Below are 26211 nucleotides of genomic sequence, written 5' to 3'. Positions count from 1 at the left end.
TCAGTACTCCACGTTCTGCGAGCGGCGGCGGACGACCGTCACCTCGTCGCGCTGGTTGCCGGTCGGGCCGAGGTAGTTGAACGCCCACGTCAACTGGGCGTAGCCGCCCACCAGATGGGTGGGCTTGAGCATGATCCGGGTCAGCGAGTTGTGGATGCCGCCGCGTTTCCCGGTCTTCTCGGTCCTGGGCACGCCGACGGTGCGCTCCTGCGCGTGGTTCATGTAGACCGTGCCGGCGGGCATCTTGTGCGAGACGATCGCGCGAGCGGTGACCACGCCGTTGCGGTTGACCGCTTCGATCCAGTCGTTGTCCCGCACACCGATCGACTCGGCGTCCTGCGGGGACATCCAGATGGTCTGGCCGCCCCGGCCGAGCGTCATCATGTACAGGTTGTCCTGGTACTGGCTGTGGATCGCCCACTTGTTGTGCGGGGTGAGATAGCGGACCGCGACCTGCTTCCCGCCCGCCCGTCGCCCACCACCCCTGTTTCGAAGCCCTTCGGTCTGCACCCCTTCTATGGAGCCGAGCTCCGGCTCCCCGTACAGGCGGTGCATGTTCAGCGGCGGCTTGTAGACGGGCAGCGCCTCGCCGACCTCGTGGATCCAGTCGTGGTCCAGGAAGAAGTGCTGGCGGCCGGTGAGGGTGTGCCAGGGCTTGAGGTGCTCGGTGTTGACGGTGAACGCGGTGTAGCGCCGCCCGCCCGATTCGCTGCCCGACCACTCCGGCGAGGTGATCACCGGTACGGGTCTGGCCTGGGTGTCCGCGAACGTGATGCGCTTGCCCTCGGCCTCGGCGGCGAGGTGGGCCATGTGCTGCCCGGTCTTCTTCTCCAGCGTCTCGAAGCCCTGGGTCGCCAGGCGCCCGTTGGAGGTGCCGGACAGCGAGAGGATCGCCTCGCAGGCGTGCTGGGCGGTGTCGAGACGAGGCCGCCCCTTCGCCACGCCTTCTCGTACGAGACCGTTCTTCTCACCCAGATACGTGATTTCCTCGGCCACGTCGAAGGTGATCGCCTTCGTGGTGACGCCGAGCTGGTCCACGAGGGGGCCGAGCGCGGCGAACTTCTCGCCGACGGCGCCGTAGTCCCGCTCGACGACGGTCAGGTTGTACATGGTCCGCCCCGGTACGGGCTCGCACTCGCCCTTCGACCAGTCGAGCGCGACCCCGCCGGGCTGGGCCATCTCGCCGCCCGGGGTGTCGTGCTGGAGCGCGGTCGCAACGACGTCCCTGCGCACGCCGAGGTGTTCGCCGGCCAGCTCGCCGAAGCGCTCGGCCATCGCGTGGAAGGCGTCGTAGTCGGAGCGGGCCTGCCACGGCGGATCGACGGCCGGGGTGAAGGCGTGCAGGAACGGGTGCATGTCCGTCGAGGACAGGTCGTGCTTCTCGTACCAGGTGGCGGCGGGCAGCACGACATCGCTGAGCAGCGTCGTCGACGTCATACGGAAGTCCATCGCGAGCAGCAGATCGAGCTTGCCCTCGACGTCCTCCTGGTGCCAGGCCACATCGCGCGGCGCGCAACGCGGCCCGTCCTCGGGGAGGTTGGAGTGCGTGCCGAGCAGATGCTTGAGGAAGTACTCGTTGCCCTTGGAGGACGAACCGAGCAGATTGGCGCGCCATACGTTCAGTACGCGCGGCCAGTTCCGCGGCGCGTCCGGGTCCTCGCCCGCGAAGCCGAGCCGCCCCGCCTTGAGCTCGTCCACCACATGCCGGACGGGGTCCTCGGCCTCGCCGAGTTCCAGCGGGTTGCGGTCGAAGGTCGGGTACGAGGGCATCCAGCCCATGCGGGCCGAGGCGGCCAGGCAGTCGGCGCCGGTCATGCCCTCGAAGCGGCCGTCGCCGAGCGGGGAGGCCAGCGCCTCGGTGGGCAGCGTGTCGTAGCGCCACTGGTCGGTGTGCAGGTAGAACCAGCCCGCGCCGATCATGTGCCGGGGCGGCCGGGTCCAGTCGGAGGCGCTCGCGAGGGTGGCCCAGCCGGTGACCGGACGGCACTTCTCCTGCCCGACGTAGTGGCCCCAGCCGCCGCCGTTGCGACCCTGGCAGCCGGTCAGGGTGAGCAGCGCGAGGAAGGCCCGGTAGATGGTCTCGGAGTGGAACCAGTGGTTGGTTCCGGCGCCCATCAGGATCATGCAGCGGCCCTCCGACTTCTCGGCCGTCTCCGCGAACTCCCTGGCCACGCGGGCGACTTGGGCCGCCGGTACGGAGGTGAGGGTCTCCTGCCAGCCGGGGGTGCCGGGAGTCCGGGCGTCCTCGTACGACGTCGGCCACTCGCCGGGCAGCCCCTCGCGGCCGACCCCGTACTGGGCCAGCATCAGGTCGTACACGGTGGTGACGGGGCGGCCGCCGATGCGGCGGACCGGAACGCCCCGGCGTACGACGCCTTCGGCGTTCTCGGCGGTTTCCTCGAAGCGGGGCAGCGCGACCTCGACGGTCTCGCCGTCACCCTCGCTGTCGCCGAGCATGCTGAGCCGGGGCACGGTGTCGCCCAGGTCCAGGTTCCACTCGGGCGTCGTGCCCCAGCGGTGGCCCAACGTGCCGCCCGGGACGGTGGGTTCACCGGTGGCGTCGTCGATGAGGACGGTCTTCCACTGGGCGTTCTCCGTGTCCTCGCCGAGGTCGGCCGCGGTCACGAACTTGTGCGGCACGAGCCCTTCTTCGGTCTCCTTCAGGGAGACCAGGAAGGGCAGGTCGGTGTACGTGCGCACGTAATCGACAAAGAAAGACGTCTGTCGTTCGACAAAGAATTCCTTGAGGATGACGTGGCCCATGGCGAGGGCGAGGGCGCCGTCCGTTCCCGGGTGCGGATGCATCCATTCGTCGGCGAACTTCGTGTTGTCCGCGAAATCCGGGGAAACGGTGACGACCTTCTGGCCGCGATAGCGGGCCTCGGTCATCCAGTGCGCGTCGGGGGTACGCGTGACGGGGACGTTGGAGCCCCACATCATCAGATAGGCCGCGTCCCACCAGTCGCCGGACTCCGGCACGTCCGTCTGGTCGCCGAAGACTTGCGGGGAGGCGACCGGCAGGTCCGCGTACCAGTCGTAGAAGGAGAGCATCGGCGCGCCGATGAGGGAGTGGAAGCGGGCGCCGGCCGCGTGCGAGGCCATCGACATCGCGGGGATGGGGGAGAAGCCGGCGACCCGGTCCGGGCCGTGCTCCTTGATGGTGTGGACGTGGGCGGCCGCGACGATCTCGACGGCCTCCTCCCAACTCGCCCGTACCAGACCGCCCTTGCCGCGCGCCTTCTGGTACCTCCTTCTCCTGGCGGCGTCGTTCTGGATGTCGGCCCAGGCGAGCACCGGATCGCCCAGGCGTGCCTTGGCCTCGCGGTACATCTTGAGGAGCTCGCCGCGTACGTGCGGGTGGCGGACCCGGGTCGGCGAGTAGCTGTACCAGGAGAAGGAGGCGCCGCGGGGGCAGCCGCGCGGCTCGTACTCGGGGCGGTCGGGGCCGACGGAGGGATAGTCGGTCGCCTGGGTCTCCCAGGTGATGATCCCGTCCTTGACGTACACCTTCCAGCGGCACGAGCCGGTGCAGTTCACGCCGTGCGTCGAGTACACGACCTTGTCGTGGCTCCAGCGGTCCCGGTAGAAGGACTCGGCCTGCCGGCCGCCGGTGCGGTGCACGGTGCGCAGATCGTCAGGGACCTCGGCGCGGGTGAAGAAGCTGCCCGCCCGCACGAGTGCGTCGGCAATGCCGCGGGGATGCTCTGGCTTCTTTTGCAACGGAAACTCCTCCGGCCCGAAAAAGAATGTGAGCGGGCCTTTCCGGACGAGGTGTCGGGAAATGCGGACGCCTCCGGACGGCCATCAACGAGCCTACGCCCGCCATTTCTTGGAACCCGGGGACTTTGGTCCCAGCGGGCGGTGACCTAATTCCGCGATTGTCCCGGGGGCGGGCTGGGATGATGGGAAACGTGCCGAGTGCCTAAGGCGTCCTGTCCTTTCGGGTATTTCGGGAACCCTTTTCGGAAGGGGAAAGGTGGGCCGCCGTGAGCCGGAACCGCTGGCTGCCGAACCAGCACGGGGCGTGGGCGATGCTCGCCGTCCCGTTCCTCGCCGGTACGTTCCTGGGCCACCCGCGCTGGGCGCATCTGCCCCTGCTCGCGGCTTGGCTACTCGGCTACCTCGCGGCGTACCACTTCCAGCAGTGGCTGCGCCTGAGCCGGCTAACCCGCAACCCGAAGGCGCCGCGCCGCCATGTCCGTCCGGCGGCGTGCTTCGGAGCGGGGGCCCTGCTTTTCGGCCTCCCGCCGGCCGCGCTGCACCCGTGGCTGCTGCCGGCAGCGGCATGCGCGGCCCCGTTCGTCCTGCTCAACTCCCTTTACGCGTACGCCAATCGGGAGCGGGCGCTGTGGAACGGCCTGGCGGCGGTGGTCCCGGCGTGCGGAATGCTGCTGGTGACGCTGCGGCTGGGGGGTGGATCGTGGGACGCCGGCCTCGCCCCGGCGCTGGCCTGCCTGCTGTATTTCTCGGGGACGGTCCCGTACGTGAAGACAATGATCAGGGAGCGGAACTCGCGGGCGTATTACGGGGGTTCGGTGGCGTATCACGGCGTGGCGCCGGCACTGGCGACCCTGCTGAACCCGTGGCTGGCAGCCCCGTTCGCGCTGTACCTGCTGCGAGCGGCGCTCCTGCCCGGCCGGGGGCTGAAGGTGGGGGTGGTGGGAGCGGTGGAGGTGGCGGCCTCGCTGGCCTTGCTGGGGACGGTGCTGGCCGTCTTCTGAGCGCGGGCGGCCGCCGACCGCGGGGTCCCGCGCCCCTGGGCGGCCTGCCCTCCTGGAACTTCGTCCGCGGGCGGAACGCGGCGCCCTACAGCTGGCCCTTCCTCGTCAAATAGTTGAAGCACAGCCAGCCCGGCAGGACGGGGAGCCAGAAGGTCAGCAGGCGGTACAGGAGCACCGCCGAGGTGGCCGTTTCCGCCGTCATGCCGGCGATCGTCAACGCCGTTGACAGGGCCAGCTCGACCGCGCCGACACCACCCGGCGTCGGCGCCGCGGAGCCGAGCGCGTTGGCCGTCAGGAAGACCACCGCCACGCTCGCGTAGCTCAGCGTGTGCTCGCTCCCCGTACCGAACGCACGGATCGACGCGTCCAGGCACATCACGAACACGCCCGTCAGGAGCAGCATGCCGCCGATCCCGGTGATCAGTTTCTGCGGGCGCTGGAGCACGTCCAGCATGCGCGGCACCACACCCGCGAACAGCGAACGGACCCGGCTGACCACGAACTTCCGCAGGAACGGGACCGCGGTCACGACCAGGATCAGTACCGCGGCTGTGAGCAGACCCGCGATCACTGTGCGGGACGGCGAGAGTTCCGAGGTCTGCTCGGTGCCCGTCACGTACCCGAAGATCAGCAGCAGAGAGATGTGCGAGGCGAGCCCGAAGAGCTGCGATGCGCCGACACTCGCCACCGCGAGCCCCGGACGTACACCCGCGCGCTGGAGGAACCGTGTGTTGAGGGCGACACCGCCGACCGCGGCCGGCGCGACCAGCTTCACGAACGAGCCCGCGACCTGCGCGGTCACCGCCCGCCAGAACGGCACCCGCTCGGGCACGAAGCCGAGCAGGCTGGCCGCCGCGGCCGGGTAGGACAGCGCCGAGAACAGTACGGCCGCCGCGACCCAGCCCCACTGCGCGTTCGCGATCAGATCCCCGAACTTGATGTTGGTGAGCTGCACCAGGAGGAAGTACGCGGCGAAGGCCCCCGCCACGAAACTGATCAGCGTCTTCACCTTGATGCGTTCGAGGCGTACCGGCTCGACGGGGGCCTGCGGGCGGATCAGCAGCACCTGGTGACGGATCTGGGTGAGCAGATCGTCCTCCTTCGCCTCCTCCAGGGCCTCGTCGATGGCCAGCTTCTCGGCCTTCTTCTCGGCCTTGACGGCCTTGCGGTCGTCCAGGACCGGGACGGCTTCGGGGTGCGCGGCGGCCTCCTTGGCGGCGGCCGCCTCCGCGGCCTTCGCCTCCTTCGCCGCGTCCGACGCCTCCAGGACCGCCTCGCGCTCGCGCTGCGCCTGCTCGCGGCCGAGCTTGCGCAGGGTCGCGCGGGTGGAGCGGCTCAGCGCGATGGGCTGGAGCAGCGGGAGGCTGTCGGCGACCACGTCCGGGCCGAGCACGTCGAGCGCGGAGGCGACCGAGCGCTCGGCGCCGACGCGCAGGCCGAGGGTGGTCAGGAGCTGGGCGACGTCCATCCGGAGCACGATGTCGCCCGCGGCGATCTCGCCGCCGCGCAGATCCGTCACGATCACCTTGCCGGAACGATCCACCAGGATCGCGTCGCCGGCCAGCCTGCGGTGCGCGATCCGCCGCGACTGGAGCGCCTCGACCTGCCGCCACGTCTCGCGCAGCAGGTCGTCGGTGATCTCCTTGTCGTCGAGGGAGTCCAGGGAACGCCCGCCGGTGTGCTCGTACACCAGCATCACGGCGTCCGGGCCGAGCTCGGAGGTGGCGATCAGCTTGGGCGCGTTCGCCCCGGCCGCGATCGCCGCGTACGCGAGGAGCGCCTCCTGCTCCAGGGCCTGTCTGAGCGACTGGATCGAGCGACGGGTGGTGATGGAGCGCAGCGTCAGGCGACGCCACACCCGGTAGAAGAAGCCCTGCGCCTGCTGTTCTCGGTCGACGACCGTGACGTCGAGGGGCGGGGCGTCCTGCAGCGTGACCAGATAACGGCGGCCGCGCTCGCCCTGGTCCATCGAGTCGGGGACGTCCTCGGCGCGCAGCGCGGTCACCGGGTTGAAGCCGACGTGGCGGAGCCCCGCGAGCAGGGTCTGCCCGGTGGGCCGCACATTGGGGGAGCCGACCGCGTAGAGCGTGCCGTACGCGACCGTCCAGCCGATCAGGATCGTCACGATGATCGAGAACGGGGTGGTCTGCTCGCCGACCAGTACGGCGAAGGAGTTGAGCAGCAGCACCGCCCACAGCGCGACCCGCCACCTGGGCCGGCGGGCCATTCCGACGGCCGTCATATAGGCGATGACGGGGGCGAGATAGCCGTGCACGGGGTCGGTGAGGGAGCCCGAGGGCGACAACCGGGTCAGCGCCTCGGTGATCGATCCGGGGGCGGACTTGGCGACCCACAGGTCGGTGGCGAGGGCGACGCCGTGCGCGAGCACCGCGGCGAGCACGCCGTCCGCGATCCGCAGGCCGTCACGTTTGATCAGCCGCTCGATGGCGAAGGCGACGGGCAGGACGAGGACGGCGATGCTGGAGGCGAGCCCGGCGAGGCGGATCAGTACGTCGGGGGCACCGGTGGTGCCGTTGGTGATGTCGTTTTCCAGGCCGGACGTGGTGCCGTGCGCGAACGCGGCGATGGCCAGGACGACGGCGATCGCGAGCACACCGGTGAGCAGCCGGAGCAGATCCGAGGGGCGGTGTACGCGGGCGGGCAGCAGCGGTTCGTCCACGGAGACGCGCTCGACGGAGCCCGAGGTGTCGTCGCACAGGGCGTCGCCGCCCTTGCCGCACCGGCCGGAGTCCGTGCCGGCGGAGCCGTTTGGGGGCTGGTCGCCCCCGGGGCTCGCGGAGCCGTCGGAGTGCTGGTCGCCTTCGGGGCTTTCGCGGTCCTCGTGAGCGCCGGGCCCTTCCAGGCGCCCGTGAGTGTCAGGGCCCTCGTTCGCCTCGTGGCCCCCCTGACCTTCGTGGGCCTCGGGGTTTTCGCGGTTCGCGGAACCTTCGGGGGCCTCGGAGCGCTCGTCGTCCGCGTGGCTCGCGGAGTCTTCGGGTCCGGTTCCTGGGTGGGACTGGGCACCCGGTGTCGCGTCGTTTCCCGCCGGCCCGGGAGCATCGGGTGCGGCGGGCTGCCGCCCCGTTTCAGGGGTGCTGCCGGCCGCCGCCTCGGGTGGCTGCACGCCCCGCTCCTTCGCTGCCTCGTCCGTCTTGTCTCTGTCTCGTATCACCGCTCACCGCCCGCATGATGGTGGCATGTCCAGAGATCCCAGGGGGGCATCAGGGTGCATTGCCCGGGCGTGCGCTGTGTGAGTTGCGCCCCTTTGCCGCTCCACGACCGGACGGCGCCCGGATATGACCCGACGCGGGGCGGCTGTCGGTGGCGTACGGCAGGATGGAGCGGATGAGCGAGGAGCAAAGGGACCGGGCGGGCGGGATACTGCCCGAGATCCCCGCATACGCGGAACGGGTCCTCGAGGTCGCCGAACACATCCCGCCGGGCCGGGTGATGACGTACGGGGACGTCGCCGAGTGGCTCGGCGAGGGCGGGCCGCGCCAGGTCGGGCGGGTCATGTCGCTCTACGGCGGCGCGGTGCCCTGGTGGCGCGTGGTGCGGTCGGACGGGCAGCTCCTGCCCGGACACGAGCTGAGGGCCCTGGGGCACTACCGCGACGAGGGCACCCCGCTGCGCGAGGCGGGCCGGTCCGCCGAGGGCCATCTGCCGAGCCTCGACATGCGCCGGGCGCGCTGGGACGGCACCACGGACGGTGCGGTCGGCGGGCTCGACGGCGGAGCGGCTCATACCTGACAGCTTCCGCCATCCGGCGATGCCGGGGGCGGCCTGAGGACCGTACGGATGACTCGCTGCGTGCCGGGCGCGGTTCGGCGTACCGTCGAGGGTCTGCGCGGGCCGCGCAGGCCTCGTAACCACCATCACGACCAGCACACCCACCAGGACCGGCGATCCACGTGAGCTCCTCCTCTTCCACCGGGCGTCAGACGTACCAGCAGGTACGTCGGCGGTCCCCCGGCGCGTACCGACTGGTGCGTACCCCGCCGGACCCGGTGGATCCCCCTCTCCTTGACGCACCCCAGCGCAGGGTGGTTGACCACCGCTCGGGTCCGCTTCTCGTGCTCGCGGGGCCCGGCACCGGCAAGACGACCACCCTGGTGGAGGCGGTCGCGGCCAAGGTGGCGGCCGGCACGGACCCCGAACGCATCCTGGTCCTCACCTTCAGCCGCAAGGCCGCGGTCGAGCTCCGCGACCGGATGGCGCTGCGCCTCGGCGCCGGCGCGAAGAGCCCGCAGGCCACGACCTTCCACTCGTACTGTTACGCGCTGGTCCGCGCACACCAGGATGCCGAGCTGTTCCGCGAGCCCCTGCGCCTGCTGTCCGGCCCCGAACAGGACGTGGCCGTACGCGACCTCCTGGCCGGGCAGATCGACCTCCAGCGCACCGGGCTCGCGCACGTGCGCTGGCCCGACGAGCTGCGGGCCTGCCTGACCACGCGCGGCTTCGCCGACGAGGTGCGCGCGGTGCTCGCCCGCAGCCGCGAACTGGGCCTCGGCCCCGACGCCCTGGCCCGCTTCGCGGAGCGCGCCGGCCGCCCGGACTGGAAGGCGGCCTCGGCGTTCCTCGCCGAATACCTCGACGTCCTCGACCTCCAGGGCGTCCTGGACTACGCGGAACTCGTGCACCGCGCGGTGCTTCTCGCCGAGCGCATCGAGCTGCCCTCTTACGAGGCGGTGTTCGTCGACGAGTACCAGGACACCGACCCGGCGCAGGTACGGCTCCTGAAGGCGCTGGCGGGCGGCGGGCGCACGCTGGTGGCGTTCGGCGACCCGGACCAGTCGATCTACACGTTCCGGGGTGCCGACATCAACGGCATCCTCGACTTCCCCGACACCTTCGCGCGTACGGACGGGAGCCCGGCGCCCGTCGAGGTCCTCACCACCTCGCGCCGCTCCGGCACGGCCCTGCTGGACGCGACGCGGCTGCTGACCCGCCGCATGCCGCTGCCGCGCCTGCCCGCCGAGCGGGTCCGCGCGCACCGCGACCTGTCGCCGACCCGTACGGGCGGCCGCGTGGAGACGTACACGTACCCCACCGCCTCCACCGAGCTGGACAACATCGCGGACCTGCTGCGCCGCGCCCACCTCGAAGAGGGCGTCCCCTGGCAGGAGATGGCGGTCCTGGTCCGCGCGGGCACCCGCACGGTCCCGGCCCTGCGCCGCGCCCTGACGACGGCGGGCATCCCGGTGGACACGTCGGGCGCGGACACCCCGTTGCGCGACGAGCCGGCGGTGTCTTTGCTGCTGACGGCGCTGCGGGTGGTGGCGGAGGCGACGGCGAAGGGGTCCCCGGAGGGCGGGGCGTCGGCAGAGGGCCCGGTGTCCGCGCCCGTCAGCCTCGTGCACCCCCGCAGGGGAGCGGCGGACAGCCCGACCCCACCCCCCACCTCGCTCGACCCCGAGACCGCGCACACCCTGCTCACCTCGCCGCTCGGCGGCTTGGACACCGCCGACCTCCGCCGCCTGGGGCGGGCCCTGCGCGACGAGGAGCGGGCCGCGGGCCATCGCGTCCCGGCCCCCTCGGACGTGCTGCTCGCCCGGGCCCTGGCCGAGCCCGAACGGCTCGTCGCGCACGACCCCTCGTACGCCCGCGGCGCCCAGCGTCTCGGCGCGCTGCTGCGCAAGGCCCGCGAGCTCCTGGAGGGCGGCGGCACCGCGGCCGAAGCGCTGTGGGAGCTGTGGAACGGCACCCCCTGGCCGCAGCGCCTGGAACGCGCGGCGCTGCGCGGCGGGGCCGGTGGGCGGGCCGCCGACCGCGACCTGGACGCCGTCTGCGCCCTGTTCGACACCGCGGCGCGCGCCGAGGAGCGCACCGGCGGCCGGGGCGCGCTCAACTTCCTCGAAGAGGTCGACGCGCAGGACATAGCGGCCGACACCCTGACCCGCCGGGCCGCCCGCCCGGACGCGGTACGCGTCATGACCGCCCACCGCTCCAAGGGCCTGGAGTGGAGCCTGGTCGTGGTCGCCGGGGTGCAGGAAGGACTCTGGCCCGACCTGCGCCGCCGCGGCTCGCTCCTGGAGGCCGACCGGATCGGCCGCGACGGCCTGGCCGAACCGCTCACCCCGGGCGCGCTGCTCGCCGAAGAACGGCGCCTCTTTTATGTCGCGGCCACCCGCGCCCGGGACCGCCTCGTCGTGACCGCCGTCAAGGCCCCGGCCGACGACGGCGACCAGCCGTCCCGTTTCCTCACCGAGCTGGGCGTCGAGCCCCGCGACACCACGGGCCGCCCCCGCCGCCCCCTGGCGGTGGCCGCGCTGGTCGCCGAGCTGCGCGCCACGACCGTCGACCCGGACGCCTCCGACGCGCTGCGCGAGGCCGCCGCCGAACGCCTCGGCAGGCTGGCCGCGCTGGCCGACGACGACGGCCAGCCGCTGGTCCCGGCCGCGCATCCGCACCGCTGGTGGGGCCTGTACGAGCCGACCCGCTCACAGGTCCCGCTGCGCGACCGCACCGTACCGGTCGCCCTGTCGGGCAGCGCCCTGGACCAGCTCGCCAACACCTGCGCCCTGCAATGGTTCCTGGGCCGCGAGGTCAAGGCGGACGCGCCCGCGACGGCCGCCCAGGGCTTCGGCAACGTGGTCCACGTCCTGGCCGACGAGGTCGCCTCCGGCCGTACGCCGGCCGACCTGGCCGTCCTGATGGAACGCCTCGACTCGGTGTGGGACGCGCTCGCCTTCGACGCACCCTGGAAGTCGCTCCAGGAGAAGCAGAACGCGCGCGCCGCCCTGGAACGCTTCCTCCAGTGGCACACCCTGGACCGCGCGGGCCGCACGCCGGTCGCCACGGAACACGGCTTCGACGTGACCCTGGAGGCGGGCGAGTACGAGGTGCGCATCCGGGGCTCCATGGACCGCGTCGAGCAGGATGTGGAGGGCCGCGCGTACGTCGTCGACTTCAAGACCGGCAAGCAGTCGCCCACGGCCGCCGAGGTGGCCGCCCACCCGCAGCTCGCCGTCTACCAGCTCGCGGTGCGGGAGGGCGCCCTGGACGAGGCTTTCGACGGCCACCGCCCCGACCCCGGCGGCGCCGAACTGGTCCACCTGCGCCAGCCCGCCCCCCAACGCGAGGGCGGCGACGCGTACCCCAAGGTCCAGTCCCAGCAGCCCTTGACAGGCGAGTGGGTGGGCGACCTATTGGCCACAGCGGCAGGCAAAGTCCTGGACGAACGCTTCACCCCGACGCCGGGCACGCAGTGCACGCACTGCACGTTCAGGGCGTCGTGCACGGCCCAGCCGGAGGGGCGGCAGGTGGTGGAGTAGGGGACGTTCCACATGGGGCCCAAGAGGAACCCTGGCGGGGTCCGGGGCGGAGCCCCCGCGCGAGTCTGGGGGCGTGGCCCCCGGGAAAACCTCCCCTCCCCACCCACCCCCGGAGGCCACGCGGCGGAGCCGCAGAGTGTCACGGCGGGAAGGGGCGGGGTGGGGGAAAGCCCGCCGCAGGCGCCCCCGGCCTGAACCCGGCCCCCACTGTCAGCACCCCCCACTACCCTTGACAACCGTGCCCACCCCCCTCACCGACCCCGAGCAGCTCAAAGCGCTCCTCGGCATCCCCTTCACCCCGGAGCAGACGGCCTGCATCACCGCCCCGCCCGCCCCGCAGGTCATCGTGGCCGGAGCCGGCTCCGGGAAGACGACCGTCATGGCGGCCAGGGTCGTATGGCTGGTGGGCACCGGCCAGGTCGCCCCGGAGCAGGTCCTGGGGCTGACCTTCACCAACAAGGCCGCGGGCGAGCTCGCAGAGCGCGTACGCACCGCCCTGATCAGGGCCGGCATCACCGACCCGGAGTCCGCGGAGCCCGAGCAGGGCGAGCCCGGCATCTCGACGTACCACGCCTTCGCGGGCCGCCTGCTCACCGATCACGGCCTGCGCATAGGCCTGGAGCCCACCTCCCGCCTCCTCGCCGACGCCACCCGCTTCCAGCTCGCCGCCAGGGTGCTCCGCGAGGCCCCGGGCCCCTACCCGGCACTGACCAAGTCGTTCGCGTCCCTGGTCAGCGACCTGCTCGCGCTCGACGCCGAGCTCGCGGAACACCTCGTACGCCCCGAGCGTCTGGCCACGTACGACCGGGACCTGCTGCGCACCCTGGAGGGTGCCAGGCTCAGCAACGCCGAGCTGCGCAAGGTGCCCGAGGCCGCCGCGGCCCGGCTCGAACTGCTCGACCTCACCACTCGCTACCGCGCCGCCAAGAAGAGCCGAGACCTGCTCGACTTCGGCGACCAGATCGCGCTGTCCGCCGAGCTCGCCCTCACTCACCCCGAGGTCGGCCGGATCCTGCGCGAGGAGTTCAAGGTGGTGCTCCTGGACGAGTACCAGGACACCTCGGTCGCCCAGCGCCGCCTGCTCGCCGCGCTCTTCGGCGGTGGCACCGGCCACGCCGTGACCGCCGTCGGCGACCCCTGCCAGGCCATCTACGGCTGGCGCGGCGCTTCGGTCGCCAACCTCGACGACTTCCCCCGCCACTTCCCGTACGCCGACGGCCGCCCCGCCACCCGCTACGCCCTGTCCGAGAACCGCCGCAGCGGCGGCCGCCTCCTCGACCTCGCCAACTCCCTTGCCGCGCCGCTGCGTTCGATGCACGAGGGCGTGGAGGCGCTGCGTCCGGCCCCCGGCGCCGAGCGGGACGGAAGCGTCCGCATAGCCCTGCTCGACACCCACGAGCAGGAGATCGAGTGGCTCGCCGACTCGATCGCCCACCTCGTGCGCACCGGCAAGGCCCCGGGCGAGATCGCCGTCCTGTGCCGTACGGCGGGCGACTTCCCGCAGATCCAGGGCGCCCTGGTGGCCCGCGACGTCCCCGTCGAGGTCGTCGGCCTCTCCGGGCTGCTCCACCTGCCGGAGGTCGCCGACCTCGTGGCGGTCTGCGAAGTCCTCCAGGACCCGGGCGCCAACGCCTCGCTCGTACGGATCCTGACCGGCCCGCGCTGGCGCATCGGCCCCCGCGACCTGGCACTGCTCGGCCGCCGCGCCCGCCATCTCGTACGCCGCGTCACCGGCGCGTCCGACGACCCCGACCAGCGCCTCGCCGACGCCGTCGAAGGGGTCGACCCGGCCGAGGTGATCTCGCTCGCCGACGCCCTGGACTCCTTCCTCGAAGGCGCCGAGGACGACGAGCTGCCCTTCTCCGCCGAGGCCCGCGTCCGCTTCGCCCGCCTCGCCGCCGAACTGCGTGACCTGCGCCGCTCGCTCGCCGACCCGCTCATGGACGTACTGCACCGCGTCCTGAGTGTCACCGGCCTCGAAGTCGAGCTCTCCGCCTCCCCGCACGCGCTGGCAGCCCGCCGCCGCGAGACGCTCTCCGGCTTCCTCGACACGGCGGCGAGCTTCGCGGCGCTCGACGGCGAGGCCTCGCTCCTCGCCTTCCTCGGCTTCCTGCGCACCGCCGCCCAGTACGAGAAGGGCCTGGACAACGCGCTGCCCGGCGGCGAGAACACGGTGAAGGTGCTCACCGCCCACAAGTCCAAGGGCCTGGAGTGGGACGTCGTCGCCGTCCCCGGTCTGGTCACCGGAACGTTCCCCTCCACCCAGTCGAGGGAGGCCTGGACGTCCCAGGCGAAGGTCCTCCCGCACGCCCTGCGCGGCGACGCCCCGACGCTGCCGGTCGTCGAGGAGTGGGACGCGAAGGGCCTCAAGTCCTTCAAGGAGGCGATGAAGGACCACCAGCACACCGAGGAACTGCGGCTGGGATACGTCACGTTCACCCGCCCCCGCACCCTGCTGCTCGGCTCCGGTCACTGGTGGGGCCCGAGCCAGAAGAAGCCCCGGGGCCCCTCCGCGTTCCTGCACGCGCTGTACGAGCACTGCGCGGCGGGCCACGGCGAGATCGAGGCGTGGGCGGACGAACCGGCCGAGGACGCCGAGAACCCCGCCCTCCACGAGTCCGCCACCACCCACGCCTGGCCCCTCCCGCTCGACCCGGACTCCCTGGCCCGCCGCCGCGCCGCCGCGGAACGAGTCCTTGCCCATCTGGCGACCCCGGTCGCGGAGGCTCCGCATGAGGAAGCGCCCGCCTCTTATGAGGACGCGGATTACGGGGACGAGCCCTATGGGGACGGGCTGTACGAAAGCGCGCCCCATGAAGCCGATCCGTACGAGGACGATCCCCACGAGGGCGAGCTCTACGACGACGAGCCCTTCCCTCCTTATGGAGAAGGGGAGTCGGGGCACCCGGTCGACCTGACCGACGACTGGGACCTGCTGCCCACCCGGCGCCCGGCCACCGCCCCGCCGTCCGCCGACGCGGAGATCGAGCACGCCCCGGCCGCGCCGGTCGAGCACACCCGCGTCCGCGACCACGCCCTGGCGCAGGCCCCCGCCGGCGTCCCCGCCCCCCGCCTCACCCCCGAGGACCGCCGCACCCTGCACTCCTGGGACCGCGACCTGGAGGCGCTCACCACCGAGCTCCGCCGGGCCCGCGCCGCCACCCGCGAGGTCGAGGTGCCGGCCTCGCTCACCGCGTCCGAGCTGCTCAGCCTTGCCGCGGACCCGGACGGCTTCGCCCGGGACCTGGCCCGCCCCATGCCGCGCCGCCCCCAGCCGGCCGCCCGCCGGGGCACCCGGTTCCACGCCTGGGTGGAGTCCCGCTTCGAGGAGCTCCCGCTGCCGATGCTGGGCCCGGACGAGCTGCCCGGGGCGGACGACACCGAGGCCGACATCGCCGACGAGCGGGATCTGACCGCCCTCAAGGAGGCCTTCGAGCGCACCCCGTACGCGGCCCGCACCCCGTACCGCACCGAGGCCCCCATCCAGCTGACGCTCGCCGGCCGGGTGATCAGGGGCCGGATCGACGCCGTCTACAAGGAGGGCGAAGGCTCCCGCGCCACGTACGAGATCGTCGACTGGAAGACCGGCCGGCAGGCCACCGCCGACCCCCTCCAGCTGGCGGTCTACCGGGTCGCCTGGGCCGAGCAGCTGGGTGTCCCGCTGGAGTCGGTCGGGGCCGCGTTCGTGTACGTACGCACAGGTGAGACGGTCCGCCCGGCCCACCTGCCGGGCCGCGCCGAGCTGGAGGCGATCCTGCTCGGGCGCAGTCCGCAGGGCGGACCGGCGGACAGGCCACCGCCCCCGGCCGGATAGGCTCAAGGACATGAGCGAGACCCCGGACAGCGCCGTCCAGACCGCCACCGAGACGGTGCGCACGTACATCGAGCAGCACCGCGCCGCCTTCCTCGACGACCTTGCACAGTGGCTGCGCATCCCGTCCGTGTCGGCCCAGCCCGACCACGACGCCGACGTACGGCGCAGTGCCGAGTGGCTCGCCGCCAAGCTCCGCGAGACCGGCTTCCCGGTCGCCGAGATCCTGGACACCCCGGGCGCCCCCGCCGTCTACGCCGAGTGGCCCTCGGGCGAGGCGGGCGCGCCCACCGTCCTGGTCTACGGCCACCACGACGTGCAGCCCGCGGCCCGCGAGGACGGCTGGCACACCGATCCGTTCGAGCCCGTGATCACCGACGGGCGGATGTACGGGCGCGGCGCCGCCGACGACAAGGGCCAGGTGTTCTTCCACACCCTCGGAGTCCGCGCGCACCTCGCCGCCACCGGCCGCACCGCCCCCGCCGTCAACCTGAAGCTCCTGATCGAGGGTGAGGAGGAGTCGGGTTCGCCGCACTTCCGGGCCCTCGTCGAGCAGCACGCCGAGCGCCTCGCGGCCGACGCCGTGATCGTCTCCGACACCGGCATGTGGTCCGAGGACACCCCCACCGTGTGCACCGGCATGCGCGGCCTCGCCGAGTGCGAGATCCAGCTGTACGGGCCCGGCCAGGACATCCACTCCGGCTCCTTCGGCGGCGCCGTCCCCAACCCGGCGACGGCCGCGGCCCGCCTGGTGGCGGCCCTGCACGACGCCGACGAGCACGTCACGATCCCCGGCTTCTACGACGGCATCGCGGAGCTCACCGACGCCGAGCGAGAGCTCTTCGCGGAGCTGCCCTTCGACGAGGCCGAGTGGCTGGGCACCGCGAAGTCGCGGGCGACCCTGGGCGAGGCCGGGTTCTCCACGCTCGAACGGATCTGGGCCCGCCCGACCGCCGAGGTCAACGGCATCGGCGGCGGCTACCAGGGCCCCGGCGGCAAGACGATCATCCCGTCGTCGGCGATGGTGAAGCTGTCCTTCCGCCTGGTCGCGGGCCAGGACCCCAAGCACATCGAGAAGCTCGTCACCCACTGGGCCGCCGAGCGGATCCCGGCCGGAATCCGGCACGAGATCACCTGGAGCGCGGGCACCCGGCCGTGCCTCACGCCGCTCGGCCACCCGGCGCTCCAGTCCGTCGTGCGGGCGATGAGCGAGGCCTTCGGCACGAAGATCCGCTTCACCCGCGAGGGAGGCTCGGGACCTGCCGCCGACCTCCAGGACGTACTGGCGGCGCCCGTCCTGTTCCTGGGGATCTCGGTCCCCTCGGACGGCTGGCACGCGCCCAACGAGAAGGTCGAACTGGATCTGCTGTTCAAGGGCGTCGAGACCACGGCCCACCTGTGGAGCGACCTCGCCGCCACCACAGCCTGATCCGCCAGCCTGACCACCGGCTGACAGAAATCGCTGAACACACCATCCACCCGGGGGAGTTGGAAGCACCTGTGAGCACCACCAGCAGTGAAGCCATCACGGACCAGCCGATCGGGCTCGCCACGCCGATCGGTCTCACCGCGCCCAGCGGCATCGACCGGGCGGCCCACCACCGCCTCGACGAGGCGTGGCTGGCGGCCGCCTGGAGCCACCCGACGACCCGGGTCTTCGTGGTCTCCGGCGGCCAGGCCCTGATCGACGACGCCCCCGACGGGCGTACGGAGCTCGTCATGACCCCGGCCTTCGAGGCCCCGGTCACCGAGACCCACCGCTACTTCCTGGGCACCGACGAGGACGGCGTCAGCTACTTCGCCCTCCAGAAGGACGCCCTGCCCGGCCGCATGGACCAGTCGGCCCGGCCCGCCGGACTGCGCGAGGCCGGCCTCCTGCTGTCCCCGCGCGACGCGAGCCTGATGACGCACGCCGTCGCCCTGGAGAACTGGCAGCGCCTGCATCGCTTCTGCTCCCGCTGCGGCGAGCGCACCGTGATCGCGGCGGCCGGCCACATCCGCCGCTGCCCGGCGTGCGGGGCCGAGCACTACCCGCGCACCGACCCGGCAGTGATCATGCTGGTCACCGACGAGCACGACCGGGCGCTGCTCGGCCGCCAGGTGCACTGGCCCGAGGGCCGCTTCTCCACCCTCGCGGGCTTCGTCGAACCCGGCGAGTCCATCGAGCAGTCGGTGCGCCGCGAGGTCTTCGAGGAGGCCGGCGTCACGGTCGGCCCGGTCGAGTACGTCGCCAGCCAGCCCTGGCCGTTCCCGTCCAGCCTGATGCTCGGCTTCATGGCCAAGGCCACCTCGTCCGAGATCAACGTGGACGGCGAGGAGATCCACGAGGCCCGCTGGTTCTCCCGCGAGGACCTGGCCGCCGCCTTCGACTCCGGCGAGGTCCTGCCCCCGTACGGCATCTCGATCGCGGCCCGCCTGATCGAGCTCTGGTACGGCAAGCCCCTGCCGAAGCCGACGCACTGACCCGGGCCCACGACCCCGATCCACGACCCGGATCCACACATACGGAAGGCCCCCGTCCGAGGTTGAGCTCGGACGGGGGCCTTCCGGTTTCAGTCGCCGTACGGGCGCTCTCAGACGCCGATCTTCTGCTTGACCTGCGCGAGCGACGGGTTGGTCAGCGTCGAGCCGTCGTGGAAGAGCACGGTCGGGACCGTCTGGTTGCCGCCGTTGGCCTTCTCCACGAACGCCGCCGACGCCGGGTCGTGCTCGATGTTGACCTCGGTGTACTCGATGCCCTCGCGGTCCATCTGCTTCTTCAGCCGCTGGCAGTAGCCGCACCAGGTGGTGCTGTACATCGTCACAGTGCCCGGCATGTCTTCGCGCTCCTCTGTATCGCTGACTGGCGTGCGCGCCCCGCCGAAATGCGGTTCCGCACGCTCTGGAACGTACGGGGGCCGACCACCATTCCCGCACCGCGCCCCCATGTGACCGAATCGCCACGGCACCCGCCCCGCTGGCCGTCCGGCCAGGTGCCCGGCGCCCGCGGGAGGCGGCGCGGCCCGCATTAGTACGACTGCGGGCGTCGCCTGTGGACAACGCGGCACACCGGTCCCGGACGACCTGGCAGCATTGCGGGGTGACATCAGCAACGCACTCCACTCTCTTCCCGCCGGTCCCGGACACGGCCGACGCGGTGCTCGACGGGCTCGACCCCGAGCAGCGCGAGGTCGCGACGGCCCTGCACGGCCCGGTGTGCGTGCTCGCCGGCGCGGGCACGGGCAAGACCCGCGCGATCACCCACCGGATCGCGTACGGAGTGCGTTCGGGGGTCTACCTCCCGGCCGGGGTGATGGCGGTTACGTTCACCAACCGGGCGGCCGCCGAGATGCGCGGCCGGCTGCGGGAGCTCGGCGTGGGCAGCGTCAACGCCCGCACCTTCCACGCGACGGCCCTGCACCAGCTCCAGGCCTTCTGGCACAAGGCGGTCGGCGGCCACATGCCCCGGCTCGTCGAGCGGAAGGTCCAGCTGGTCGCCGAGGCGGCTGCCCGCAGTGGGCTGCGCCTCGACCGCAACGAGCTGCGGGACGTGACCGGCGAGATCGAGTGGGCGAAGGTCACCCAGCGGGTGCCCGAGGACTACCCGGCGTCCGTCGCCACGTCGCACCGCGAGCCGCCCCGCGACCCGGCCGAGATCGCCCAGATCTACCGGACGTACGAGCAGCTCAAGCAGGACCGCATGGTGATCGACTTCGAGGACGTGCTGCTCCTTACGGTCGGTGTGCTCCAAGCCAGGGAGGACCTTGCCCAGTGGGTCCGCAACCAGTACCAGCACATCGTGGTGGACGAGTACCAGGACGTCAGCCCCCTCCAGCAGCGCCTGCTCGACCTGTGGGTGGGCGATCGCGGCAACCTGTGCGTGGTGGGCGACGCCAGCCAGACCATCTACTCCTTCACCGGCGCCACCCCCGACTACCTCCTCGACTTCCGCACCCGCCACCCGAGCGCGACGGTGGTCAAGCTGGTCCGGGACTACCGCTCCACCCCCCAGGTCGTGCACCTCGCCAACGGGCTGCTCAACCAGGCCACCGGCCGCGCCGCCGAGCACCGGCTCGAGCTGGTCTCGCAGCGCGAGAAGGGCCCCGAGCCCGTCTACACGGAGTACGGGGACGAGCCCACCGAGGCCGAGGGTGTCGCCCGGCACATCCGCGACCTGATCCGCTCCGGGGTCCCGGCCGGTGAGATCGCGGTGCTGTACCGGATCAATGCCCAGTCCGAGATCTACGAGCAGGCCCTGGCTGATCTCGACGTGCCCTACCAGCTGCGCGGTGCCGAGCGGTTCTTCGAGCGCCCCGAGGTCCGCGAGGCGACGACCGCCCTCAGGGGCGCCTCCGTGGCCGGCCGCAACGACTCGCTGCTCGACCACGCCGTGGACCTGCCCGCCCAGGTCCGGGCCGTGCTCGGCACCAAGGGCTGGACGGCGGTGCCCCCGAAGGGCTCCGGCGCGATGCGCGACAAATGGGAGTCGCTCGCCGCCCTCGTCCGCCTCGCCGAGGACTACGCGCGGGCGAAGCCCGACGCCACGCTGGCCGACCTGGGGGCCGAGCTCCGCGCCAGGGAAGAGGCCCAGCACGCTCCGACCGTCCAGGGCGTCACCCTCGCCTCGCTGCACGCGGCGAAGGGCCTGGAGTGGGACGCCGTGTTCCTGGTCGGCCTCACCGAGGGCATGCTGCCGATCACGTACGCCAAGACGGCCGAGCAGATCGAGGAGGAGCGCCGGCTGCTGTACGTCGGCGTCACCCGGGCCCGGCTCCACCTCGCGCTCTCCTGGTCGCTCTCGCGCTCTCCCGGTGGCCGGGCCCACCGTCGTCCCAGCCAGTTCCTGGACGGCCTGCGCCCGGGCACCGGCTCCCGCGCCGCCCGGGCGGCGGCGGGCGGTGCGGGCGGCATCGAGCGCGGCCCCGCCGTCCGCAAGCGCGTCCGCCGGGGCCCGGTGCTGTGCCGGGTGTGCGGGAAAACACTCACCGAAGCCGGCGAGATGAAGCTGATGCGCTGCGAGGACTGCCCCTCGGACATGGACGAGGCGCTGTACGAGCGGCTCCGCGACTGGCGCTCCCACCAGGCGCAGGAGCTGGGCATGCCCCCGTACGTCGTCTTCACGGACAAGACGCTCATGGCGATCGCTGAGGCGGTGCCGTCCAACGGGCACGAGCTCGCGGTGATCTCCGGCGTAGGCGCCCGCAAGCTGGATCGGTTCGGCACCGATGTCCTGGCCATCTGCGCAGGTGAGGAGCCTGGAGGAGTCGACGAGGCAGGTTCATGAAAACTCGTCGAAAAAATAGTTTGCGCCCGCCCCAGGAATCCCCATAGGTTCTTAACCACGGAAACGAGAGCTTCTCCGAAGCCCGGTCTCCGTGCTGTACTTAGCTGTACTTATCCGAATACGCATGGGATCAGGCCGCGAGGCCGAAGTCCCCGAGACGCCGAGAGGAGGCGAGACCAGTGGCCAGCTACATCGAGATCACCACCAGCTTCATCAGCACCAAAGTGACGGACCGCTCGGTCGCCGCCACCTGCACGCTCGGCTCTTCGTTCCAGGGCACCGGTCTGTCCGCCGGCGCCTCCGGTCTCGTCGGCATCTCCGCCGTCGTCCCGGCCTCCCTGGCGAGCCTCCCCGTGCGTGACGAGCGCAATGAGCGACCGATCCAGGCGCCGGGAGCAGCAGTAGCGAAGGGACGGGCTCAGGCCCACGCCTTTGCGGCGACCGGTGCCGGAGCCGAGAAGCAGACGAAGCAGTACCAGCACCACATGATGTGGGCCTTCCGTGGGCTCGAACCCTGGAGTGATCCAGCCTGATCCAGATCAGGCAGGCGCCTTCAGGGCCGCGGAACCCCATCAGGGATCCGCGGCCCTTCTGTTTGTCCCGAACGGGACGGACGGAGTGAAGGGGGCCTCGGTGCCAGCCGAAACCCGGCCGACCGGCCGGACCGACACAGCCGAACAAGACGAGGAAGAAATCACCGTGCAACTCGAAGCGCACGCCCCGTCCGTACCGCCCGCCCCGACTCTCCCCCCGCCCGGTCTCACGGAGGACCCCGCCTTGACTCCCCTCACTGCGCTCACCGCGCTCGACGACGCCATCGAGAACCTCGGCGTACCCGTCCCCTGCCGTTCCTTCGACCCGGAGGTCTTCTTCGCCGAGTCGCCGGCCGATGTCGAGTACGCCAAGTCGCTCTGCCAGACCTGCCCCCTGATGGCCGCCTGCCTCGCCGGTGCCAAGGAGCGGCGCGAGCCGTGGGGCGTCTGGGGCGGCGAGCTCTTCGTCCAGGGTGTGGTCGTTGCCCGCAAGCGGCCGCGTGGTCGCCCGCGCAAGAACCCGGTCGCGGCATGAACCGCCCGGGAACCATCGACCACCCCCGAACGAACGACCCCCAGAAGCAGGCCCCGATGACGACGTCCGCCAGCGAGCCCACCGGCTCCGCGACCCCAGACTTCACCACCACCGGCGCGAACAAGTCGCGTCAGAACAGGACCCTCGAAATGCAACTCATGCCAGAAGCCCTGGCCCGTGCACATATGCATCAGCGGCTGCGGGAAGCCGAGGTGGAGCGCCAGGCCGTACGCATGGTCGCCGCCCGGCGGATGCAGCGGCGCGCCGAGCGCGCGTCGATGCGCGCCCGCCGTGCCCTCGCCATGGCCGTCATGCACTGACGGCAGGCGTCCCGGCACGACCAGGAAGTAAGCAGTAAGACGCGGGGGCCGGTCCGAACGGACCGGCCCCCGCGGTGCGTTGTGGCCCCAAAGGGCCGGGCGCGGCGGTATCGTCGCGAGGTGGACGACCAGAATCGGCCGGTGGCCGAAACCATCGTGTGCTCCCACTGCGGGACCCCGGCCCCTGCCGAGGGCCCACCGCCGACCTGGACCTACTCGGTCGAGAACGGCACCGGCCACTACTATTGCGACGACTGCGCCCGCGCCAACATCAGGGCCATCGAAGGCAGGCTCGACGCCTCCTGGTGGTAGCGCCCGGGCCGCCCCACAGGCCTCCCGGGCCCGCCCTCAGGTCTCCCCGGGCTCGCCCTCACGCCTCCTCGGCCGCCTCCGGCTCCGACTCGCCGGGGGCCTCCGCCAGGAACCCGGGCATCCACTCCTCCAGCTCGTCCCGCATGCGCACCGTCGCGTCCAGCTGGCACAGCACCCCGATGGTGGACAGCGTCACGCGGTGTATCAGCAGATACGACGGCGGCAGGTTGAGCTGCTTGCCCAACTGGTGGGCGGGGGAGCGGGGATCGGCGATCCTGGCCGCCTGCCCGCGCATCCAGCCCCGGCTGAAGGTGAACTCGTCGGCCTGGGCCGGCTCGATGATCGGCAGCAGATAGTCGAGGACCGCGTCCGGATCCAGGTCGATGGACTCCTTGACGAAGCCCTCCCCGCGCAGCAGCTCGTACACCGCCTCGGCCTCGCCCTCCAGCGTCATCCGCAGGGACTCGCCGATCGTCGCGGGCAACCCGCCGGGGAGCCGGTCCACCGTGCCGAAGTCCATGACCCCGAGCCGCCATTGACCGCCCGCCTTCTCGGGCGGCAGCAGCCGGAAGTTGCCCGGGTGCGGATCGGCGTGCAGCAGCCCGGTCCTGGCCGGGCCGGAGAACAGGAACCGGGTCAGCAACTGCCCGGCCCGGTCCCGCTGTTCCGGTGTGCCTTCCTTGATCACGTCGGAGAGCGGTATCCCCTCGATCCACTCGGTCACCAGGACCTGGTCGCACTGGTGCACCACATCGGGCACCAGCACATCCCCGTCGCCCGCGAACTCCGCGGCATGCTCGCGCTGGGCCCGCGCCTCCAGCTCGTAGTCCAGCTCCTCCGAGACCCGGTCGCGCAGCTCGGTGATGAGCGGCTTGATGTCCATCCCCGGAATCAGCGGGCCGAGCAGCCGGGCGAACCGGCTGAGCTGCGTCAGATCCGAGAGCAGCGCCTCGCCGGCCCCCGGGTACTGCACCTTGACGGCCACCTCGCGCCCGTCGTGCCACACCGCCCGGTGCACCTGCCCGATCGAGGCGGCCGCCGCCGGCTTCTCCTCGAACTCCAGGAACAGCTCCCGCCAGTCGGCGCCGATCCGCTCCTCCAGCACGGCGTGGACCGTGCGGGTCGGCATCGGGGGCGCCGCCTCCTGGAGCTTGGTCAGGGCGGCCCGGTAGGGGCCGGCGACCTCCTCCGGGAGGGCCGACTCGAAGACGGACAGCGCCTGCCCGAACTTCATGGCACCGCCCTTCAGCTCGCCCAGGACCTTGAAGAGCTGCTCGGCGGTGCGCTGCTGGAGCTCGCGCGCCACCAGCTCTGCGGACTTCCCGCCGATCCGCTTGCCCAGGCCCCAGGTGGCCCGGCCGGCGAAGCCAAGTGGCAGCGCGGCCAGCTTGGCGGTCCGGGTGACCGCCTTCCGGGGAAGATCAGACATGCGCCCCTCCAAATCCCAGACAGCAGCGCCCTCGCAGGCGTTACCGGGCCATTGTGTCGTGTGGCCCTGCCGGCCCCGAGACCTGCTCCCCCTGAGTGTTCCCAACCGCGCCGCAGAAGCAGTCGCGGTGTGCCTCGATCGGTGTGGACCGCCAGTCGAGCCGGGGCAGCGAGGCCTCCCAGCGGCTGCCCGTACTCGCCGGAAGATCACCGTCGAGGAACGCCAGCGCGTGCCCGGCCGCGAGACCCGCCACCGCCGTCGCGAGCGCCAGGTCGCAGGCCGGTACGGCGGTGCGCTGCCGCCCCGAGCGCCACTGCGCGAGCAGCCGCGGCCAGTCCGGGTCGCGCTCCGTGCGGCCGAGTGAGAGGCATCCCGCGCACCCGGTGCCGCCGGGCAGCACCAGCGGCCCCACCACCCCCGTCGTCTCCACAACTCCCGCGTACAGATGGGGGGTTCCGGCCCCGATCCAGTCCTCGGCGTCCGCCGCGTTCGGCGCGTACACGTCGAGTGCCTCGCGCGGGGCGACCACGATCAGGGAGAGCGGGGCCCGCTCCGCGCCCCGCCCCTGGCGCGGCGGGCCGCCCGGCGCCGTCCGCCGTACGAGTTGGCCCGCCGCCGTTGCCCGCCGCTCGCCGACGGCCCGCTCGGGCAGCCCGCCCGGCGCCACATCGCCCGGCTGCGCCACGCCCCCGTCGAGGACGTCGACCCGGCCCACCCCGGAGCCCGAGAGCACCGCGGCGATGGTCGCGCCGACCCGCCCGGCGCCGCGCACCTGGACCCGTATGGCCCTGCGGCCCGCCAGCCTGCGCGCGGCGTCGCCCGGCTCCGGATGGATGAGGGAGAGGGAAGCCAGATCCGGCCGTAGTCGCTCCAGCGCATCCGACCGATTCCGTAACGCATCGGCCGCAGGGCCTCCCGCCGTCGGATCGTCGACCACGCCCGCCGCCGTCAACCGGGCCACCAGCTCGTCCACTTGACCGGGTGGCAGGTCCAGGGCGCGGGCCCGCTCGTACAGAAAGGGCAGGCCCTGGGTGCCGTCGAGCATCTCCAGGAAATGGCCCGTCGCCGGATCCACCGGCGACACCACCACCGCCTGCGCGGGTGTGATCCCGAACTGCACGGTCTGCCGGTCCCGCCAAGCCCGGCGCAGTGCCGGTTTCAGCATCGGATGCATGGTCGAACCCCCGTTGTCCCGCATGTCCGCACGTCCCCGGAACCTGCCCGATCGCAGGCCGTCGCGCGGCATGGGGCCAGAATGCACGGCCGCGGAGAAGGGCGTGAAAAGTTGTCCACAGGCGAGGGGTATTAGTCATTCAAATGCGGCACCCCGGCGGATGGATCATGGCTCAACCGTCCCGGAGGCGGGACTTCCCCCACTGACAGCGGGTAACGTCGGGGCGTGCCCGCCGACCCACTGCAGAGTGCCGGAAGCCCGCCGCGCAGCCCCACCAGCCTGCCGCCACGCGGTCCGGCGACGAGCGCGGTCGAGGTCCGCCGCAGCACCCGGCGCAGCAGAACGGTCTCCGCCTACCGCGAGGGCGACCGCACCATCGTGCTGATCCCGGCCCGGATGTCCGAGGCGGAGGAGCAGCGCTGGGTCACGGTGATGCTGGACAAACTGGCGGCGCAGGAGAGCAAGCGCATGCTGGGCGACGCGGAACTGACCGAGCGCGCCGAGCGTCTTTCCGAGCAGTACTTCGAGGGCCGGGCCCGCCCCGCGTCCGTGCGCTGGGTGACCAACCAGAACACGCGCTGGGGCTCGTGCACCCCGGCCGAGGGCAGCATCCGCCTCTCGCACCGGCTTCAGGGCATGCCCGAGTACGTCGTCGACTATGTGCTCGTCCACGAGCTGGCCCACCTCCTGGTGCCCGGCCACGGCCCCCGGTTCTGGCAGCTCCTGGACGCCTATCCGCGCACCGAACGGGCCCGCGGCTACCTCGAAGGCGTGGTGGCCGCCGACCGCCTTCCGCACCTGCCCGCCGCTCGCGGAGAGTGACAGTCGGCGGTTCTGTA

General features: G+C 72.2%; 17 protein-coding genes. 12 read left to right on the top strand and 5 right to left on the bottom strand.

Annotation, left to right across the window (positions count from 1 at the left end):
* A complete protein-coding gene (locus IE206_RS15615; protein WP_189962749.1) occupies positions 1 to 3720 on the bottom strand; it encodes a nitrate reductase subunit alpha in 3720 nt (1239 codons plus the stop codon).
* Between the two features lie 266 nt (positions 3721 to 3986).
* Between IE206_RS15615 and IE206_RS15610 the strand changes: the two genes are divergently transcribed.
* Positions 3987 to 4721 carry a YwiC-like family protein gene (locus IE206_RS15610; protein ID WP_226599889.1) on the top strand — a complete coding sequence of 245 codons (735 nt, stop codon included), beginning with the start codon at positions 3987 to 3989 and terminating at the stop codon, positions 4719 to 4721.
* An 85-nt stretch (positions 4722 to 4806) separates the two neighbouring features.
* On the opposite strand, the gene IE206_RS15605 is transcribed toward IE206_RS15610, so the two are convergent.
* Positions 4807 to 7845, bottom strand: coding sequence for a lysylphosphatidylglycerol synthase transmembrane domain-containing protein (locus IE206_RS15605; RefSeq protein WP_226599887.1), 3039 nt, complete (start codon positions 7843 to 7845; stop codon positions 4807 to 4809).
* 212 nt (positions 7846 to 8057) lie between these two features.
* On the opposite strand from IE206_RS15605, the gene IE206_RS15600 reads away from it, so the two are divergent.
* The 5 genes from IE206_RS15600 to nudC all read left to right on the top strand — a co-directional run bounded on the left by IE206_RS15600 (position 8058) and on the right by nudC (position 18269).
* Entirely contained in the window at positions 8058 to 8471 is a 414-nt protein-coding gene (locus IE206_RS15600) for an MGMT family protein (protein WP_189962884.1), read from the top strand.
* 161 nt (positions 8472 to 8632) lie between these two features.
* Positions 8633 to 11995, top strand: a complete 3363-nt coding sequence (locus IE206_RS15595; protein ID WP_189962748.1) for an ATP-dependent helicase — start codon at positions 8633 to 8635, stop codon at positions 11993 to 11995.
* A gap of 238 nt (positions 11996 to 12233) precedes the next feature.
* Positions 12234 to 15809: an ATP-dependent helicase gene (locus IE206_RS15590; RefSeq protein ID WP_189962747.1), complete on the top strand. Its 3576-nt coding sequence runs from the start codon at positions 12234 to 12236 to the stop codon at positions 15807 to 15809.
* Between the two features lie 10 nt (positions 15810 to 15819).
* A complete protein-coding gene (locus IE206_RS15585) occupies positions 15820 to 17235 on the top strand; it encodes a dipeptidase (RefSeq protein ID WP_189962746.1) in 1416 nt (471 codons plus the stop codon).
* A 71-nt stretch (positions 17236 to 17306) separates the two neighbouring features.
* Entirely contained in the window at positions 17307 to 18269 is a 963-nt protein-coding gene (gene nudC / locus IE206_RS15580; RefSeq protein WP_373300922.1) for an NAD(+) diphosphatase, read from the top strand.
* 110 nt (positions 18270 to 18379) lie between these two features.
* Here nudC and IE206_RS15575 read toward each other — a convergent pair whose 3' ends face one another.
* Positions 18380 to 18622, bottom strand: coding sequence for a mycoredoxin (locus tag IE206_RS15575; RefSeq protein WP_189962745.1), 243 nt, complete (start codon positions 18620 to 18622; stop codon positions 18380 to 18382).
* Between the two features lie 263 nt (positions 18623 to 18885).
* Here IE206_RS15575 and IE206_RS15570 point away from each other — a divergent pair, with 263 nt between their 5' ends.
* From IE206_RS15570 to IE206_RS15550, 5 genes are all read left to right on the top strand, one after another.
* Positions 18886 to 21069 (top strand): ATP-dependent DNA helicase UvrD2, encoded by a 2184-nt coding sequence (locus IE206_RS15570; RefSeq protein WP_189962744.1) that lies wholly within the window; start codon positions 18886 to 18888, stop codon positions 21067 to 21069.
* Positions 21070 to 21248: 179 nt separating this feature from the next.
* Positions 21249 to 21602 (top strand): hypothetical protein, encoded by a 354-nt coding sequence (locus IE206_RS15565; RefSeq protein WP_189962743.1) that lies wholly within the window; start codon positions 21249 to 21251, stop codon positions 21600 to 21602.
* A 166-nt stretch (positions 21603 to 21768) separates the two neighbouring features.
* Positions 21769 to 22137, top strand: a complete 369-nt coding sequence (locus IE206_RS15560) for a WhiB family transcriptional regulator (protein ID WP_053729898.1) — start codon at positions 21769 to 21771, stop codon at positions 22135 to 22137.
* On the top strand, positions 22134 to 22457 hold the full coding sequence (locus IE206_RS15555) for a putative WhiB-interacting protein (RefSeq protein WP_114038864.1): 324 nt from the start codon (positions 22134 to 22136) through the stop codon (positions 22455 to 22457). Before IE206_RS15560 ends, IE206_RS15555 begins: the two co-directional genes overlap by 4 nt.
* A gap of 120 nt (positions 22458 to 22577) precedes the next feature.
* Complete coding sequence (locus IE206_RS15550; protein WP_189962899.1) at positions 22578 to 22769, top strand: hypothetical protein; 192 nt, start codon at positions 22578 to 22580, stop codon at positions 22767 to 22769.
* A gap of 58 nt (positions 22770 to 22827) precedes the next feature.
* On the opposite strand, the gene IE206_RS15545 is transcribed toward IE206_RS15550, so the two are convergent.
* Complete coding sequence (locus IE206_RS15545; RefSeq protein WP_189962742.1) at positions 22828 to 24198, bottom strand: ABC1 kinase family protein; 1371 nt, start codon at positions 24196 to 24198, stop codon at positions 22828 to 22830.
* Between the two features lie 40 nt (positions 24199 to 24238).
* Positions 24239 to 25372, bottom strand: coding sequence for a ThiF family adenylyltransferase (locus IE206_RS15540; RefSeq protein ID WP_189962882.1), 1134 nt, complete (start codon positions 25370 to 25372; stop codon positions 24239 to 24241).
* Between the two features lie 225 nt (positions 25373 to 25597).
* Here IE206_RS15540 and IE206_RS15535 point away from each other — a divergent pair, with 225 nt between their 5' ends.
* Complete coding sequence (locus IE206_RS15535) at positions 25598 to 26194, top strand: M48 metallopeptidase family protein (RefSeq protein ID WP_189962741.1); 597 nt, start codon at positions 25598 to 25600, stop codon at positions 26192 to 26194.
* The last annotated feature ends 17 nt before the right edge of the window (positions 26195 to 26211 follow it).

Origin of the sequence: Streptomyces violascens (genome assembly GCF_014649955.1) — a bacterium.
GTDB classification, from domain to species: domain Bacteria; phylum Actinomycetota; class Actinomycetes; order Streptomycetales; family Streptomycetaceae; genus Streptomyces; species Streptomyces violascens.
This window is presented reverse-complemented; position numbering and strand designations above follow the sequence as displayed.

Excerpts from the sequence above, each read along its gene's own strand:
- IE206_RS15555 (WP_114038864.1), top strand. The coding sequence starts at position 22,134 with ATGAACCGCCCGGGAACCATCGACCACCCCCGAACGAACGACCCCCAG.
- IE206_RS15575 (WP_189962745.1), bottom strand. The coding sequence starts at position 18,622 with ATGCCGGGCACTGTGACGATGTACAGCACCACCTGGTGCGGCTACTGC.
- IE206_RS15600 (WP_189962884.1), top strand. The coding sequence starts at position 8,058 with ATGGAGCGGATGAGCGAGGAGCAAAGGGACCGGGCGGGCGGGATACTG.
- IE206_RS15545 (WP_189962742.1), bottom strand. The coding sequence starts at position 24,198 with ATGTCTGATCTTCCCCGGAAGGCGGTCACCCGGACCGCCAAGCTGGCC.
- IE206_RS15540 (WP_189962882.1), bottom strand. The coding sequence starts at position 25,372 with ATGCATCCGATGCTGAAACCGGCACTGCGCCGGGCTTGGCGGGACCGG.
- IE206_RS15585 (WP_189962746.1), top strand. The coding sequence starts at position 15,820 with ATGAGCGAGACCCCGGACAGCGCCGTCCAGACCGCCACCGAGACGGTG.